Origin of the sequence: Parabacteroides chongii (assembly GCF_029581355.1) — a bacterium.
In the GTDB taxonomy this organism is placed as follows: domain Bacteria; phylum Bacteroidota; class Bacteroidia; order Bacteroidales; family Tannerellaceae; genus Parabacteroides; species Parabacteroides chongii.
In genome coordinates this window covers 2,578,909-2,595,737 of the sequence record NZ_CP120849.1, presented here as the reverse complement: position 1 = coordinate 2,595,737, position 16,829 = coordinate 2,578,909, and the positions used below count along the sequence as shown (strand labels likewise).

Annotated in this window: 16 protein-coding genes; 8 read left to right on the top strand and 8 right to left on the bottom strand. The window is 43.7% G+C overall.

Going from position 1 to position 16,829, the window contains the following annotated elements; genetic code table 11:
* Nucleotides 1-240: 240 nt before the first annotated feature.
* The 6 genes from P3L47_RS09675 to P3L47_RS09650 form a co-directional block, all read right to left on the bottom strand.
* Nucleotides 241-2,880: a glycoside hydrolase family 78 protein gene (locus P3L47_RS09675; RefSeq protein WP_277783470.1), complete on the bottom strand. Its 2,640-nt coding sequence runs from the start codon at nt 2,878-2,880 to the stop codon at nt 241-243.
* A gap of 128 nt (nt 2,881-3,008) precedes the next feature.
* On the bottom strand, nt 3,009-3,788 hold the full coding sequence (locus P3L47_RS09670) for a LytR/AlgR family response regulator transcription factor (protein ID WP_122362807.1): 780 nt from the start codon (nt 3,786-3,788) through the stop codon (nt 3,009-3,011).
* Nucleotides 3,781-4,818, bottom strand: coding sequence for a sensor histidine kinase (locus P3L47_RS09665; RefSeq protein ID WP_129729649.1), 1,038 nt, complete (start codon nt 4,816-4,818; stop codon nt 3,781-3,783). The genes P3L47_RS09670 and P3L47_RS09665 overlap by 8 nt, the downstream gene beginning before the upstream one ends.
* A gap of 112 nt (nt 4,819-4,930) precedes the next feature.
* Nucleotides 4,931-5,563 (bottom strand): outer membrane beta-barrel protein, encoded by a 633-nt coding sequence (locus P3L47_RS09660; RefSeq protein WP_122362805.1) that lies wholly within the window; start codon nt 5,561-5,563, stop codon nt 4,931-4,933.
* A gap of 15 nt (nt 5,564-5,578) precedes the next feature.
* Entirely contained in the window at nt 5,579-6,211 is a 633-nt protein-coding gene (locus P3L47_RS09655) for a DUF4136 domain-containing protein (RefSeq protein ID WP_122362804.1), read from the bottom strand.
* A gap of 69 nt (nt 6,212-6,280) precedes the next feature.
* Nucleotides 6,281-6,442, bottom strand: a complete 162-nt coding sequence (locus tag P3L47_RS09650) for a hypothetical protein (RefSeq protein ID WP_199715731.1) — start codon at nt 6,440-6,442, stop codon at nt 6,281-6,283.
* A gap of 255 nt (nt 6,443-6,697) precedes the next feature.
* Here P3L47_RS09650 and P3L47_RS09645 point away from each other — a divergent pair, with 255 nt between their 5' ends.
* The 8 genes from P3L47_RS09645 to P3L47_RS09610 all read left to right on the top strand — a co-directional run bounded on the left by P3L47_RS09645 (nt 6,698) and on the right by P3L47_RS09610 (nt 14,763).
* Nucleotides 6,698-6,898 carry an HU family DNA-binding protein gene (locus P3L47_RS09645; RefSeq protein ID WP_075556047.1) on the top strand — a complete coding sequence of 67 codons (201 nt, stop codon included), beginning with the start codon at nt 6,698-6,700 and terminating at the stop codon, nt 6,896-6,898.
* Between the two features lie 30 nt (nt 6,899-6,928).
* On the top strand, nt 6,929-9,298 hold the full coding sequence (locus P3L47_RS09640; protein ID WP_277783469.1) for a TonB-dependent receptor: 2,370 nt from the start codon (nt 6,929-6,931) through the stop codon (nt 9,296-9,298).
* Between the two features lie 63 nt (nt 9,299-9,361).
* Nucleotides 9,362-10,444, top strand: coding sequence for a sensor histidine kinase (locus tag P3L47_RS09635; protein ID WP_277783468.1), 1,083 nt, complete (start codon nt 9,362-9,364; stop codon nt 10,442-10,444).
* Complete coding sequence (locus P3L47_RS09630) at nt 10,434-11,498, top strand: sensor histidine kinase (protein WP_277783467.1); 1,065 nt, start codon at nt 10,434-10,436, stop codon at nt 11,496-11,498. The genes P3L47_RS09635 and P3L47_RS09630 overlap by 11 nt, the downstream gene beginning before the upstream one ends.
* Nucleotides 11,495-12,208, top strand: a complete 714-nt coding sequence (locus tag P3L47_RS09625; RefSeq protein WP_129729657.1) for a LytR/AlgR family response regulator transcription factor — start codon at nt 11,495-11,497, stop codon at nt 12,206-12,208. The genes P3L47_RS09630 and P3L47_RS09625 overlap by 4 nt, the downstream gene beginning before the upstream one ends.
* Before the next feature lie 99 nt (nt 12,209-12,307).
* Nucleotides 12,308-12,853 carry an ORF6N domain-containing protein gene (locus P3L47_RS09620; RefSeq protein WP_129729659.1) on the top strand — a complete coding sequence of 182 codons (546 nt, stop codon included), beginning with the start codon at nt 12,308-12,310 and terminating at the stop codon, nt 12,851-12,853.
* Nucleotides 12,854-12,870: 17 nt separating this feature from the next.
* A complete protein-coding gene (gene trmB / locus P3L47_RS09615; RefSeq protein ID WP_277783466.1) occupies nt 12,871-13,629 on the top strand; it encodes a tRNA (guanosine(46)-N7)-methyltransferase TrmB in 759 nt (252 codons plus the stop codon).
* A 24-nt stretch (nt 13,630-13,653) separates the two neighbouring features.
* The gene (locus tag P3L47_RS09610; protein WP_122362796.1) at nt 13,654-14,763 is read left to right on the top strand and encodes an Mrp/NBP35 family ATP-binding protein; all 1,110 of its coding nucleotides are present in this window, start codon (nt 13,654-13,656) and stop codon (nt 14,761-14,763) included.
* Nucleotides 14,764-14,923: 160 nt separating this feature from the next.
* Here the strand turns inward: P3L47_RS09610 and P3L47_RS09605 are convergent, their stop codons facing one another.
* Together P3L47_RS09605 and P3L47_RS09600 are read right to left on the bottom strand one after the other, a co-directional pair.
* Nucleotides 14,924-16,231: an outer membrane beta-barrel protein gene (locus P3L47_RS09605; protein WP_277783465.1), complete on the bottom strand. Its 1,308-nt coding sequence runs from the start codon at nt 16,229-16,231 to the stop codon at nt 14,924-14,926.
* Nucleotides 16,228-16,779 carry an RNA polymerase sigma factor gene (locus P3L47_RS09600; RefSeq protein WP_122362794.1) on the bottom strand — a complete coding sequence of 184 codons (552 nt, stop codon included), beginning with the start codon at nt 16,777-16,779 and terminating at the stop codon, nt 16,228-16,230. Before P3L47_RS09600 ends, P3L47_RS09605 begins: the two co-directional genes overlap by 4 nt.
* Between the last annotated feature and the right edge of the window lie 50 nt (nt 16,780-16,829).

Genomic DNA, 16,829 nt, shown 5'->3' with positions numbered 1-16,829 from the left:
TATCTCACTGAGGTATCTCTTTTTTTATGTAGTTTCCTTTCTGTTCCCTCAGCAGGAAACCACAGTTCCCTCCTAAGGAAACGCCAGTTCCCTGCCGAGGAAATTGCAGTTTCCTGCGCAGGGAACTAGAGTTTCCAAAGCAAGGAACTACGAAGAAACTGTAATAAGCTGCAAGTTAGATGGTAAGCCATAAAACAAGAAATAGGAACAATACTTTCCTAAAAGCGCTTACTTTATAGGTCATTTCGATACTGTTAAAACCAGATTATGCCTTCCCGATTCCAGTTCGATGACTTTGTCTCCTTTTATATAATCCGGCAGATAAAGAGTTGCCGTGCTGTTGGCAGGTACAGTTACTTCATATTTGATCTTCTTCTTGTTCCACTCCCATTTCGAAATAATCCGTCCGTAAGGAGAATTATGTTGTGCCTCAAAATGCTTCAACTCTTTTACAAAGTTGGGACGCAGTAATATATGTTTGAAACCCGGCTGTTCCGGATCGGGGAAAATACCTCCTAACCCTTTATAGAACCATCCGCCGATCTCCCCGAACATCATATGATTATCCGAAATATCGCGTTCGGCTTTCAAGTCCCAGTTCTCCAATAAAGTTGTTGCCCCGTTGACAATCCACCAACCCCACGATGGATAAGTATCTTGCGCCGCAACTTTATAGGCAACTTCCGGATATCCGTTTTCACTCAACGCATTCAGGATCGCTTTGGCTCCCAATACACCGACGTCCAGATGGAATCCGGCCTCTTCCACTTTCTTTGCCAGATTTTGTGCAACTTTAGCTATCATATTGTCGGGAACTATTTTCCATTGCAAAGGAACACTTAATTCCGTCTGGCTACCATTCGCATAGATACCAGTTTCCTTATTCAGGTATTTATCATTTACCGCATTTTTGATTTTCTCGGCTAATGCTGTATAATAGGCATAATCATCCTTTTTATCAAACAACTTAGCGGCATTCGCCAATATCCTGGCATCCACGTAAAAATAGATAGAAGAGGTAAGTTCCTTATTGGACTGGGATTTGACCGGAACCCAATCTCCACGCCCCCAGGTAGTCAGATGGTTAGGACTTGTACGGTCTACATAATCGACATATCGCTTAATGCTCTCATAACAATCGGAGAGTGGTTTGCTATCGCCATAAAACATATATAAGTTCCAGGGGATAATGGCAATTGTACTTGTCCAGTCCAACCCGTTGTCGGTACCGTAGCCCCATCCGCCTGTCGGGATAATATCGGGGAGTACTCCGTTGGGTTGCTGTTCGTCGCGATGGTCGGCCAACCATTTCTCATAGACGGTAATTCCGTCAAAATTATACAAAGCCGTTTCAATGGCAAAATGCCCGTCTCCGGTCCATCCGTTCTTTTCACGCTGCGGACAGTCGGTCGGATAGCCCATCAAATTCGACAGGTAGGCGTTATTGGTTGCCCACCACAACTTATTGACAAGTTCGCTCGAAGTACTGATCTGTCCTACCGTAGGAACATCACTATGCATAAAGTAAGCTGTCAGGCTGTTTTGGTCAAGCGCCAACGGCTTATCGCTGGTGACTTCCACATAACGGAATCCTTTGTAGTTGAACTTCGCCATAAATTCATCATTACCACCGCTAAGGATCAGGATATCTGTCTGGAAAGGATCTTTTTCCTTGTCTCCCCGATAATAAACATCAATATTGGACATATCGATACGCCCATTATCAAAAAGCCGCTCTCCATGTTTAATCCTTACTTCCGTTCCTCTTTCTCCCGATACTTTTATCCGGGTAACCCCCGACATATTCTGACCAAAATCAAAAACGTACGTCTTTTCATCTATTTTGTTAACAGATTTCGCCGGAAGAGTCAATACATTCCGGATCGGACGGGCTTGTTGTGCCGTAACATTTTGGGAAGGGACGCCTCTATATCCTACTCCATTCCATTTAGAATCATCAAAGTCCGGAGTATTCCAACCAGTCTGTTCGAGACGTGCATCGTAATGTTCCCCGGTATAGATACTGTTGAAAACTAATGCACCCGAAGATGTTTTCCAACTAAGATCGGTAGGAATAGTTTCGATACTACCATCATTATAAATGATACGAAGATCCATACAGAAAGCAGGTCTGTTACGCCAGGGAGCCCGGTCGAAATCCCAAACGGCTTTCGATTGATGATTATACCATCCATTACCCAAAAGTACACCTATGGCATTATCCCCATTCTGAAGCTGCCCGGTCACATCGTAAGTTACATACAAGTTACGTCGGTCGAAACGGGTATACAGCGGATCAAGACGATGATCTCCTATTTTCTCTCCATTGATATATAACTCATATAATCCGGCAGCAGCAATATAGGCACGTGCCGATTTTATTGTTTTACCGGCTGCAAACTTCTTACGGAAATAAGGGGCAGGTTGATAGTCCACATCTTTTCCATCGCCTATCCAGGCTCCCTGCCAGTTCCTTATATTCATCATCCCCATTTCAAAAGAGCTGACAGGTGAAGCTATTTCTTTATTTTCCAGATCGCCACCTATCACCTTCCAGTAATATTTAATAAAAGGTTCAAGCTGTTTACCCGCATAAGTAATCAACATATCTCCGGAATTTATTTTTCCGGTATCCCATATATCGGCATTTCCGTTTACAACTTTCATCGAGTCTTTATCCACCAACACACGATAAGATGTTTGTTTTGCCCCTTGCCGGCTGTCTTCCATTTTCCACGAAAGACGAGGAGCCGGATTATCAATACCTATCGGAGTTTCAAGATGGTCACTCTGCAAGTCGGTCAAACGGACAGACTGCCCGTTAGCCCCAGAATAACTAAGAAAAGTAGTAACAGTAATAAATAATATAAGCTTTTTCATTCGTTTGTCATTTTATAGTAATACCGCAAATTAATAAATAAAAATACTATTTACCGGTTTACTTTTTGACAAATTTGTGTCATTTATGCGCTTTTTTAATCAAAGCTCTAAGAGCCGACAGTTATAGATTAATAATTCAGCCATGATTTGAACGCACTGATCTTCTCGCGGCTTACAATGATCTTATCTTTAAAAGGCGGGATCACCTTTACAACCACTTTACCGAGGAAATAACTTTCTATTTTCTGGATAGATTGCACACTTACTACCGTTTGTCGGTTAGTCCGGAAAAAACGGTCGGGATCGAGTTGTTCGCACAGTTTATCCAAAGACATATCTATAATGTATTCTTTATTCTGATGGGTAACGGCAAAAGTGATCTTATTCTCCGTGTAGAAATAAGCGATGTCATCCACTTGCAAAGTAAACAACTTGTCTTCTCCCGAAATAAGGAATCGCGTCCTGTATTTCTTTGCCGGACTGGTTATATTTTGAAGTATTTGTAAAATATCCCCCTGTTTGCCGAAATCCCTGTAATATTTGGAGACTAGTTTTTCAAACTTCTCCAATGCCTCGTTCAACCGTTCCTTATCGATAGGCTTCAACAAATAATCTATGCTGTTCACTTTGAAGGCACGGATCGCATATTCATCGTAAGCCGTTGTGAATACGATCATACATTCGGGATTTGCCTGTTCGATAAAAGAAAAAGAAACACCGTCTGTCAACTGGATATCCAGGAACAGAATATCCGGATGCGGATTGTTGTTAAACCATTTCACAGCACCTTCCACATTTCCAGGCAATAACAGTATCTCCCATTCGGGACGCAACTCCGTCAACATCTTGTTCAGCAGACGGGCTGCCGGAATTTCATCTTCAATAATAGCAGCTCTTATCTTATTCATTCAGTAATGGTATTTTAACGGTAAAACAATTCGAATCATTTTCCACGATAATATCCTGATTACTCATCAGTTTATACCGGGAAGAGAGATTCCTGAGCCCGGTTCCCGACTTTACGACATTTTGTTTAAGCCTTATCTGATTACTTACTACCAACATTTTCCCGTCTTCCGTAGTACTCAGATGAATGGTCATCGGTTTATCCGAATTAATTATATTGTGCTTGATCACATTCTCGGTCAATAACTGTAAAGTAAAAGACGGTATTTTCTTTTCCAGCAGAGCTGGAGCGATCCGGTTATCTACGAAAAGACAATCCCCTAACCGTACCTGATGAAGGAATATGAACGATTTCAAAAAGGTTATCTCCGAACGCAAAGTAACCAGTCCCTCCTGCTGGCTTTGTAAAATATACCGGTAAACATCCGACAACCGCCGGGTAAATACCACGGCATTCTCCGGATTATATTCTATTTCCGAGATCAGCGTATTCAGGTTATTAAAGAGAAAATGCGGATTTACCTGGTTTTGCAAAGCAACATACTGTGCTTTTATCGCACTCTCCTCCAGTTTGTTCGCCTTTTCATGAAGAACGATCAGTTGCCTGTAAAAATTAGCAACCATCGTCAGGCTGACAATCACCATCTCCACCAGCCACACCACAAAAATCATCCGTACACCTGCTCCCCTCAACGCAAACGGCGAAGGAATCTCCAATAAAACCTTGACAATAGAAAACAACAGATAATTCAGCAGAAACAAAAGCCCGGCCATCAAAATACAATTAATCAACAATTGATGTTTCCCTCTTACCAGAAACTGATAGCTTCTCTTCTGCCATTCATTGATCAGCATAATACTGAACCCTAATGCATTAAATACAAATACGACTAGCAGGAAAGCCCAGAAAGAGATCAAAAGATTCTGATGCTGCGGAGAAATATCCGAATAAAGCACCATGAAAAAGTAAGAGAAACAGGCTAACCCTGAAAAAAGGAAGAAATTAAAATAATGATTGTATTTGTTTTGCATAATTTGATGATCTATTGTAAGCACAAATGTAAGGCTTTCAAAGAAATAAAGAGGCTATCTGATATCAATTTTCAGATACCCTCTTTATAAGAAAACATATATCACGAACCTATCAGAAACAAATACCGACACGGAATCCCAGATTGTTTTGCCCGTTCATCGAATAAGTCAGTAAATCCGTTTGGTTTGTGGCGTAACTGTAATACAAGGCCACATGAAAACCGAAACGCTTGTCCGGCACAGGATAAATATTCATTCCCAGTTCAGGCGATACATAGAAACCCCACGGATTCGAATAATAACGAACTGTCGTCATATAACTGGAATTTTCCGCATACATGGCACCCAATTTCACACCCACATACGGTTTCAGATAATCATTCTGCCCGAAGCGGTAGGAAGTCGTCAGACCAAAAGGTAATTGAAAAGCCGATAACTGCTGGTCGGTCGTCAACGATTCGGTCGGCGATAATTGCAAGGTCTGCCGGTCTACGTATTTATGATTCGTATGAAAACTCAGGAATGCTCCCAATGACCAGGAAGGCGTTACATAGTATCCTGCTTCAAAATTCATTCCCCAACCGCTGATCTTATCTGCAAAATCCGTATGGATCGGAGCATTCATCTGCCAGTCTACATTAAAATGCAGCTTATCTTCTATCTGTGCCTGTCCTTTCAAGCAGAAAACAGACAGTATCATCAATAATATGAATTGTTTCTTAAAAATGTATCTCATCGTTTTCATAATCTTCCGGTTTTATTATTTATTGATATAAGAGGATTGGGCAAAGGCCTGTTCGACAGCACGCAGTGTCAGTTGCATATCGATGCGCGAATTATTATACATCAAGCCCGAAGCATAAGCATGCCAGATAACCGGCAGATCGACCTTCTTATTCCCATCGGTCGGTTTATCCGTTAAGTCGACCATTTCTGCAACAAATGTGCCGGTGTCATAACTATAGGAAACAGGATACGGATAATACCAGTCATTCCAGAACGGTCCCCAGAAACCGGCTCCCCACCAGCCGTAACCATAGCCATATCCCGGAGAGATGATCTGCGTAGTACTTTGGGCATAGGATAACTGTAAACCGATGTCGGCCTTTTCCTTGTCATCGATCCGGGTATATCCACGGGCATCCATCTCAGTCACTACCTCATTAATGATCTTTTGGGCATTCTCGTCTTTCCAATATTGGGCCTTCAAACCACTACCGGCTACCAGAATGCTATCAGGAAGATAATAAGAATTGAATTTGTTGAACTGAACATTGCTATCATAATTCGTATAGACAGCATAATCACTGGACAGCTTATTCAGATCCGGGTCTTTCTCGCAGGAAGAAAATAAGGCTGTCACAGCCAAAGCAAATAAAAACAACTTCTTCATACGTCTTTTAATTTTTAAGTAACAGAATTAAATCTAAACACACAACGAATGTCTCTGAAATTCGTTCGATCATCTATTAACAACCAGTCCGTTCTCTTCGAACATAGGCTTATCCAAAACCTCCGGATTCACTTTTTCTTCTTCCGTGACCGGTTTACTTTCTGTCGGCACCGACCTATAATCGGCACACGTAAATGCAGCTAATAACCCCAACAATAATGTGTTTGCCATTTTTCTCAACAATTTTAATCATCCAATCATTCATTTCGATGCAAACTTATTATATAGATGTATTGTAAACTTACTTTATTTTGCCGAAACGAAACAGGAATTTTCCGAAACGTATTTTTCCGCTGCTGAAACGAAACAAGACCTTGTCGACCGTAATAAGAATTCTATATACGAAAAAAGCACTTCCGTCTACAAACCCGAAAGCACTTTCCTTACAGGACTATCTTCGCTGCATAATCATAAAACAAAAGAGTTATGAACAAAAGAGAAGTCATTTCAGCAGTAGCAAGCCGTTCGGGAGTAGATCCGGAAGATTGCATCAAAGTATTCGATACGTTCGAAGATGTTTTCAGTGAAGAAATAACCCGAAGCAAATGGAAAGGCACGGTATTCGAATACGTCTACGATATCCTGACACGTATCAAAAACAAGAAAAACAACGGAAGTATTTCGTAATCCCCAGTATCACCCAATTCAATAATCAATATGTATCGTACAATCACTTTTTTATTCCTGCTTATCTGGTCTGTATCCGTAACCGGTGGCTATGCCCAACCAACCGCAAACAACCAACCCGCACAAACTCTACGCGGAACCGTCATCGACAAAGCCTCCGGTCACCCGATGCCGGATGTGACAATTATGCTTTCGGATATGCCCGGAACAGGAACCACCACAGATGAAAAGGGGCAGTTTGTATTATCCGGCATTCCAATAGGAAGACATAATGTACAGGCTACTTATTTAGGTTACGAACCCGGTATATTCCGGGAAGTCCTTGTCACTTCCGCCAAGGAAGTCTATCTGGATATCTCACTGAAAGAGAATGTTCAGGAATTAAGCGAAGTCGTTATCCGCCCGCAGATAAACAAAGAACAGCCTCTCAATAAGATGGCTGTCACCGGAGCCCGTATGCTCAGTGTGGAAGAAGCCAGCCGTTATGCCGGCGGACTGGATGATCCGGCACGCCTGGTCAGTTCGTTTGCCGGTGTAGCTGCCAACCTTTCCAGTAATGGGATATCCATCCACGGGAATGCTCCCCATCTATTACAATGGAGAATGGAAGATGTGGAAATACCTAATCCGAATCATTTTGCCGATATTTCGATATTGGGAGGCGGTATCCTTTCTTCACTCAGCAGCCAGGTTCTGGGTAATTCCGACTTTTTCACCGGCGCATTTCCTGCGGAATACGGGAACGCGGTATCCGGGGTATTCGACATGAAACTGCGGAACGGAAATAACCGGAAAATGGAAAATACGATCCAGGCAGGCGTATTAGGTTTGGATATAGCGTCCGAAGGCCCTTTAAGCAAAAAGCATCAGGCCTCCTATATATTCAACTACCGGTATTCCACGACCGGGTTATTGAACCGTATCTATCCGGGATTAGACATGGGTGGTACGCTCGATTACCAGGATCTGAATTTCAAATTCAACTTCCCGACACGTAAAGCAGGAACCTTTTCTGTTTGGGGAACCAGTCTGATCGATAAATATGAAGGTGACTTCGAAGAGAATCCGCAGGAATGGGAACATACCCGCGACAACTTCAAATCAACAGCCAAACAATATATGGCAGCCGGAGGAATCAGCCACCGCTATTTCTTTCCGAACGATGCGATGCTGAAGACGACTTTGGCCGCCACTTATTCCGAAATGAACGCAACCGAAGATTCCTATGCCGCCGATCATACCTTCACTCCGTTTACCTACCAAAAGAATAAGAACACAAACCTGACTCTAACCTCGTCTTATAACCGGAAATTCAGCGCACGCCATACCAACCAGACAGGTTTCACCTATACCCGGATGTTCTATGATATGAGAATGAACCTGGCTCCGTTTGAAACAGCCCCGTTAAACACCCTGTCCAAAGGGAAAGGACAAACCGACCTGATCTCCGTTTATACCAGTTCCGCTTTCGGGATAACCAACCAACTGTCTATAAACGCTGGTTTGAACAGCCAGATACTGACGCTCAACAATAGCTGGACGCTGGAACCACGCCTGGGAATGAAATGGACACCCACCGCCCGTACCTCACTTGCCCTGGCTTACGGCTTACATAGCCGCATGGAAAAGATGGATGTCTATTTCGTCAACTCCAAAAGTTCCGGCGAGGAATCGGTTAATAAGGATCTCGATTTCACGAAAGCCCATCACCTGATGTTGACACTCGGTTATAAGTTATCCGACAATTTACTTCTCAAAGTCGAGCCTTATGTCCAGTTCCTGTACGATGTTCCGGTCATTGCCGACAGTTCCTATTCCGTCCTCAACCGGAGAGAGTTTTATGTGGAAGAAGCACTGGTAAACAAGGGAAAAGGACGTAACATCGGAGTAGACATCACACTGGAGAAGTATCTGAGCAGAGGATTATATTATCTGATAACAGCCTCTGTTTTTGATTCCAAATACAAAGGTGGAGACGGTGTCTGGCATAATACCCGCTTCAACCGCCGGTATATACTCAACACCTTGATCGGAAAAGAGTGGATGCTGGGTAAAAACAAACAGAATATCCTGAGTGCCAATGCAAAATTCACCCTGCAGGGAGGAGAACGTTATTCTCCCCTCGATACGGAAGCCAGTCTGTCTCATCCGGATAAGGAAGCGCAATATGACGAAACACGCGCCTATTCACAACAATATCCGGTCATGTTCATCGCCAACTTCACCGTCAGCTATAAAATAAATAAAAAGAAAGTAGCGCATGAATTTGCTATCAAAGCACTGAATGTAACGGGGACTAAAGAATATTACGGCTATCATTATAACCTGAAATCCGGTGTGATGGAGCGGAACGGGCAAAGTATTCCTATCAGTAATATAAGTTATAAACTAGAATTTTAACCGTTTTACCGACTGGTAACAAATAAAATAGTAATTTCGGACACTTAAAGAGGATGCCGCTATATGACAGACAACCCTATTAATAAACAAACTTTCCTGTATCAGTTTCTGGTCAGTTCCAGATACAGAATAGCGCGTCATATCCTGTTGCTCGTGGCAGTAGCGGCAGTATCACTCAACCAGAACATCTATACATACGGAGCAAGAGTTGAGTTGTTGGATAATTATGTTTACCTGGCAGGTTTCAGTACTCTGATTTCCTATGTTATAGTCGGTTATCTCCATCTCTATCTGCTCGTACCCAGATTATTGCTAAAAAAGAGGTATCTGACTTATATCATTTATTCCGCCAGTTCCATCTTACTGCTTATATTGATACGGTATGTGCAGGAATACTGGATATTTACTTCATCCGGTATTCCTCCGATCAGGAGTTCTTACTTCAATATGGTCAGTATCCTGGATAGTTTATCGGACTTCATGCTGAACATGATCTGTATCACCGGTATCTCCATGACCGTATTACTAAGACATTGGATGATAGAGAACCAACGGGTAAACCTACTGGAGAAGAAACAGATACAGTCGGAAGTGGATAACCTGAAAGAACAGGTGAATCCATCGTTATTATTCAATACATTAAGCCGGACTGCCGTGTTATCGAAAAGCGAACCGGAGAAAGCGGCGGATATGGTGTTACGGTTAAGCCAGTTACTACGTTACCAACTGTATGACGGGGCACGCGATAAGGTATTATTAAATTCTGAAATCACTTTTCTGAATAACTACCTGGCACTGGAGAAGTTCTATTCCGATTCATTCGATTATCGGATTGTATCGGAAACGGAGCTGACGGGAGTGCTTATTCCTCCCCTCCTGCTTGTACCGATCATTCAATACGCTTTGAAAAGAACCGGGAAGCAAACAAGTCGTCCATCTATACTCTTGCAGGCAAGCCGGGAAGGGCAACAGATTTCTATTATCTGCCGGTTCGACGAAACCGATACACCGGCTATCCAAGAGTTGGATGGCCTCAAAGCACGTCTCAACCTTCTTTATCCGGGCAATTATTCATTATCCGTTACACAGGACAAAGATCAGGGAACAGGCACTATTCTATTAAAATTGAATACGCATGGCAAATAATATAGATTATATAGTATCTGATTTCCTGTTAAGTCCGCGGAAAAGGATTTACAGGCATCTCCTGTTGCAACTGGTCGTTTTTCTTATCACGATCAACGTATTCTGGGATACGCCGGACGAACTGATCATTACTCCGGCACGTATCCGTTCATGGATAGGTTATTTCCTGCTCATCGACATACTCATTTATGTAAATGCTTATGTATTGGTACCACGGTTTCTGCTCAAAGGGCGTCTGCTTCTTTACCTGATCACGGCATTTACATTGATTCTTGTATCGATTGTGACATTAGGGTCTCTCCAAACTCTTTTCGAAGATACACGGTTTGAGGAGCTGCCATCCAGCCAGTCGGTAATCTGGTTAAATATCCTGTCTTCAACAATATCCACTGGCTTGTTGGTTGCCGGTTCTTCTGCTATGATGCTCTTTAAACATTGGATCAGCAACAATCAGCGTGTCAGCGAACTGGAAGCCGCCACCCTGCAATCGGAGTTGAAATTCCTGAAAAGCCAGATCAATCCTCACTTTCTGTTTAATATGCTGAACAATGTATATGTACTGATCAGGAAAGAACGTGACGAAGCAGCAGATGTATTGTTCAAATTGGAAGACCTGTTGCGTTACCAGTTCAACGACAGTGCCCAGGACAGGATACAACTCAGTTCTGACATCCGTTTTATGAGTGATTTCCTGAATCTGGAGAAGATACGCCGGGATAAGTTCAATTATACCATTTCCAAAGAGGGCGATATCAACAGTGTATGGTTACCACCTCTGTTGTTCATCCCTTTTGTGGAAAATGCAGTCAAACACAATACAGACGGGGAGAATGCTTCGTTTGTATATCTTTCTTTCAATGTGCAGGATAACCGGTTGACCTTTCGGTGTGAAAACTCGAAGCCTGCCGAAGAGGAAGAAAAAGACAACCGTATCGGCGGACTGGGCCTGAAGAACATCAGGCGACGATTGGATTTACTGTATCCCGGCCGCCATTCGCTAGAAATCATAGAAGATAAACATAGTTACATCGTTAATTTACACCTGGACTTATGAACTGTATCATCGTAGACGACGAACCTCTGGCCCGTGAAGCGGTAGAGATGCTGATAAATGAAACCGGAGGACTGACACTGGCCGGTAGTTTCAACAATGCCACTTCGGCTGCCCGGTTTATCGAAGAACATCCGGTCGACCTGATATTTCTGGATATCCGCATGCCCAAAGTAACCGGACTGGAGTTCGCCCGTACCATTCCTAAAAGCACTCTCGTGATATTCACTACTGCTTATGCAGAATATGCAATCGACAGTTACGAGGTGGATGCCGTCGATTACCTGGTGAAACCGATTGTCTCCGAGAGATTCCAAAAAGCGGTTGAGAAAGCCAAATCATATCATGCACTTCTGTTGACGGAAGAAAAGGAAAATATCGAAAACGTGGAGAGCGAATTCATGTTTGTCAAGTCCGAACGTCGTTTCTTCAAAGTCAATTTTAAAGATATATTGTTCATCGAGGGGTTAAAAGATTATGTAATCATTCAACTTCCCGATCAGCGCATCATCACCAAAACCAGCATGAAAGCGATACACGAACTACTCCCCAAAGTATTCCTGCGGGTAAACCGTTCTTACATCGTCAACACCCAACAAATAGCCTCTTTCGACAATAACGATATCTACATCGACAAATACGAAATAGCCATCGGCAACAATTACCGCGATATCTTCTTTGATGAATTTGTTGCAAAAATGGGAAGGCTGTAATCCACATCCTACTTTTAATAAAAAGAATAATAAGGGCATCCCTTGTTTATTGAAAGATTTATTTACATTTGTAGATTACAAATTAAAACAATCTTAGCTATGGAATTACAACTGATACAACAAAAGATTTTTGAGATCAGAGGGTATAGGGTGATGATGGATTATGATCTGGCAAAACTCTACGAAGTAGAAACAAAAGAATTAAAACGAGCTGTAAAGCGAAATATTACTCGTTTTCCTTCCGATTTTATGTTCGAACTTTCTGAGAAAGAGTATGAAGCTTTGAGGTACCAATTTGGCACCTCAAACTCCACAGACCATTTGAGGTCACAATTTGTGACCTCAAAAAGAGGAGGTAACAGATATCTACCTTTTGCTTTTACAGAGCAAGGAGTTGCTATGCTATCCGGTATTCTCAGAAGTCCCAAAGCTATTGAAATCAACATTGCCATCATGCGTGCTTTCGTCTTGCTACGCGAATTGACAACCGGTTATACAGAAATAAAAAAACAGTTAGATCAGTTTATGCTTGATACAAACCTGCAAATTGCTGATATTTATGATATACTGAATGAAATGGCTTTAAAACAAAAACAGCAGGATAAGCCACGCAACCCGGTTGGATATGTCATCCCGAAAAAATAAAGTATTATCTTTGCACCATGGGAAAAAATAAGTTAGCAAAGTTTGACGATATGGCGGAATATCCGCATGTTTTCCAGTATCCGTTTGCCGTTCTGCAAGAGAAAGGATTTGAGTTGAAAGGACACTGGCACAAGGAGTTTTTCAAGAATGACAATCCGATCGTACTTGAATTGGGTTGCGGTAAAGGTGAATATACAGTGGGACTGGCACGGTTGTTTCCCGATAAGAACTTTATCGGCGTAGACATCAAAGGTGCACGCATGTGGACCGGAGCCAAAGACTCTTACGAATCGGGAATGACCAACGTTGCTTTCCTCCGGACCAGCATCGAACTGATCTCTCATTTTTTTGCAGCCGGTGAGGTTGCCGAAATATGGCTTACCTTCCCCGACCCACAGATGAAAAAGGTCAACAAGCGCCTGACATCCACCCGCTTCATGAAGATGTACCGCGAAATACTGTCCGGCGACGGCATTATCCACCTCAAAACCGACAGCAATTTCATGTACACGTACACCTGCGAAATGGTGAAAGCCAACAACTACCCCGTCTTGTTCAGCAACAACGACCTGTATCATTCAGGACTGGTAGACGACATCCTATCTATCAAAACCTATTACGAACAGCAATGGCTCGACCGCGGACTGAACATCAAATACATCAAGTTTGTTTGTGAGGAAAGAGATGAACTGATCGAACCGGATGTAGAGATCGAACTCGATCCTTACCGCAGTTTCAACCGGAGCAAGCGCAGTGCACTGGCTTCCGGCAAATAAGACAACCAATTATACAATTATATTATGGCTATATATCCTAAACTAATCATGGACGCACTAGCCAAAGTGCGTTACCCGGGGACAGGGAAAGACCTTGTCGAAATGGGCATGGTGGAAGACAACATACGGATCGACGGCAATAAGGTAAGTTTCTCACTCCTTTTCGAGAAACCTAACGATCCGTTTATCAAATCAGTCGTAAAGGCTGCCGAAACAGCCATCCTTACCTATGTAGGTGAAGAGGTCGACATCAAAGGAAACATCGAAGTGCTGGCACGTCAGGCAGCACGTCCCGAACCGGACAAACTGCTTCCGCAGGTAAAAAATATCATTGCCGTATCTTCCGGAAAGGGAGGTGTAGGTAAAAGTACGGTTGCAGCCAACCTGGCTGTGGCACTGGCCGGTCTCGGTTATAAAGTAGGTTTGCTGGATGCTGATATTTTCGGTCCTTCGCAACCCAAAATGTTCAATGTAGAGGACGCCCGTCCTTATATGGAAGAGGTTGACGGACGCGATTTGATCCAGCCGGCAGAAAACTACGGAGTCAAACTGCTGTCGATCGGTTTCTTTGTGAATAAAGAAGATGCCGTTCTATGGCGCGGTGCTATGGCAAGCAATGCCCTGAAGCAGTTAATCGGCGATGCCAACTGGGGCGACCTCGATTATTTCCTGATCGACCTGCCACCGGGAACAAGTGATATTCATCTGACAATGGTACAGACACTGGCTATCACCGGTGCTATCGTTGTCAGCACACCGCAGGAAGTTGCCCTGGCCGATGCCCGCAAAGGTATCAGCATGTTTACCGGCGAAAAGATCAATGTCCCGGTACTGGGACTGGTCGAAAATATGGCCTGGTTCACCCCTGCCGAACTCCCGGAAAACAAATATTACCTGTTCGGTAAAGAAGGAGCCAAACGTCTGGCAGAAGAACTGAATGTTCCCCTGTTAGGACAAATACCTATTGTACAAAGTATCTGTGAGGGAGGCGACAACGGTACACCTGTTGCCCTAAACCCCGATACGATCACCGGAGCCGCTTTCCGCGATCTGGCAGAGAACGTAGTCGAACAGATCAATTACCGCAATGCAAACATAGCTCCTACACAACGGGTTAATGTCAGTAAAAGTTGACAGTGGACAGTTTGAGTCCGATTTATAGACAAATCGGCTGAAAGCCGAATAACTGTCAACTGTCACTTGTCAACTGTCAACTGAAAAAGAAAGAGCAGGGCTCCCCGTCGGAAACCCTGCTCATCTTTTTTCCTGTACAGGAAATCATCATCACATCTCATCAAAAAGCAAATCTCACGCCGAATTGCACCGATGCACAGAGTGGCTGCTCTTTCCGGATCGTCTCAACCACACTCTTATCATCAAAATAATAGGCGATACCGGGTTCGGCATAGATACTAACGGGTTTTGCTATATCATATTGTACCCCGAGCGATGCCAGGGCAGAGAACTGCACTTTATCCACATCGAGGTCAGTCTTACTTTTACGCTGACGGGCGTTATTCAGATAATAATCCGTATTCAAACTTCCGTCCACACACATCTCCGCCATCGCCCCCGCAGAAGCATAGAGAGATAAACGGTCTTTCTTCCAGATGGTATAATTCACTTTCACAGGTATTCCCAGATAGTGTAACCGCTGTTCCTGCTTGTAATAATCCCCTTCGCCGGCTGTCAGTTCCGAAGAAAGGAAGGTATAAACCAGTCCGCTCTCCAGCGAGAACCGGTCGCTGATCTGTTTCTTCACCGTAACACCCGCAGAAAGAGGGAAACGGTGTTTCATCTTAGTCCCCGTCGGGCGCTGGTAATTTTCGGCAGCGATCTTCTCAAACATCGTAAAATCAGCTGTTTCCCGGAAGTAAGGAGCATTCGACGCCACATGATTCATATAGTCGTCGAATGTCCCTGAACCCGGGTTATTATTCACACTTACATCCGAACGGGTTGCCGGCATGCTGAACATCTGCAAACCTCCTGTGGCAGAGGTATTGCCGTTAAACATATTTCCGGCATATAAACCGAATGTCCACCCTTTCGGGGAAGAAGCAGCTTTCACCGGAACCGGCTCGTAACTCTTCTCCGGAACATATTCATACCGTCCGCTTTCCACTACCGAACGATTGTTGTACGAATTATTTTCCGCAACATTCTCTTCTGTTATCTCTCCATGAAAATAGGCTGAGATAGACATGTACACTTCCGACACCACCTGCGACAAGTCCGGCAATTCAGCTTCAACCTTTTTTACCTTGGCTACCAGTGTTTTTGTGATCGGTTGCGGCGCTATCGGCTCAACCGGCACGACCGGAACAGGTGTAACAGACGGAGTCTCACCTTGTGGAACAGGAAGAACGATGTCCGACAAGACCGGTTCTATCTCCTTATCTATCCCCATAAAGTAAAGAGCAGACCCCAAAACTGCCAAGAAAGACACTGCTGCCGCCAACCAACGATAAGGGAAGCGACGAACTTCAGGAGCCGGAGCGAACGCAGCTTCCAGCCTCTCCCAGCCATCCTCCGGCAACGGCAGACGGTATTCAACCGACCGATTCCGGTATTCCTCAATTAATTTATCTTCCATCTTCATCTTCTGGCTTCTTTCTGAATGTAATCGTTTACTTTCTTTATCAGCATTGCTTTCGCCCGGCACAACTGCGACGACGATGATCGTTCGTTTATGTGTAAAAGCTCGGCAATTTCTTTATGACTTCGTTCTTCAAACGTATATAAGTTAAACACGGTGCGATAGCCCGTCGGTAACTCCTGGACGAATTGCATCAGGACCGACGTCGGGATCTGTTCGATCTCCTCCGGAGGCTCTTCTTCTGTCTCAGCAATACTGTCAAGGGGGACTACTTGTTTGAGGACATCCTTTTTCCGAAGGTACTCCAATGCCGTATTTACAAATATACGGCTCATCCACGCTTTCAAACTCCCTTCTCCACGGTACGAAAAACTTGAGAAGGAGGCGAATACTTTCAAAAATCCGTCATGCAACAGATCGTAAGCTACGTCCATACCTCCTGTGTACCGGAAACAGATGCTCAACATCTGTTCCGCATAAGTATCGTAGAGTTCTTTACGGGCTGCATTCACACCCCGCATACACTGCTTTATCAGTTCTGCTTCACCCATCAACGCCGCGCGTGTTTATTATATAAATGTAATGACTGCGGGAATACTGC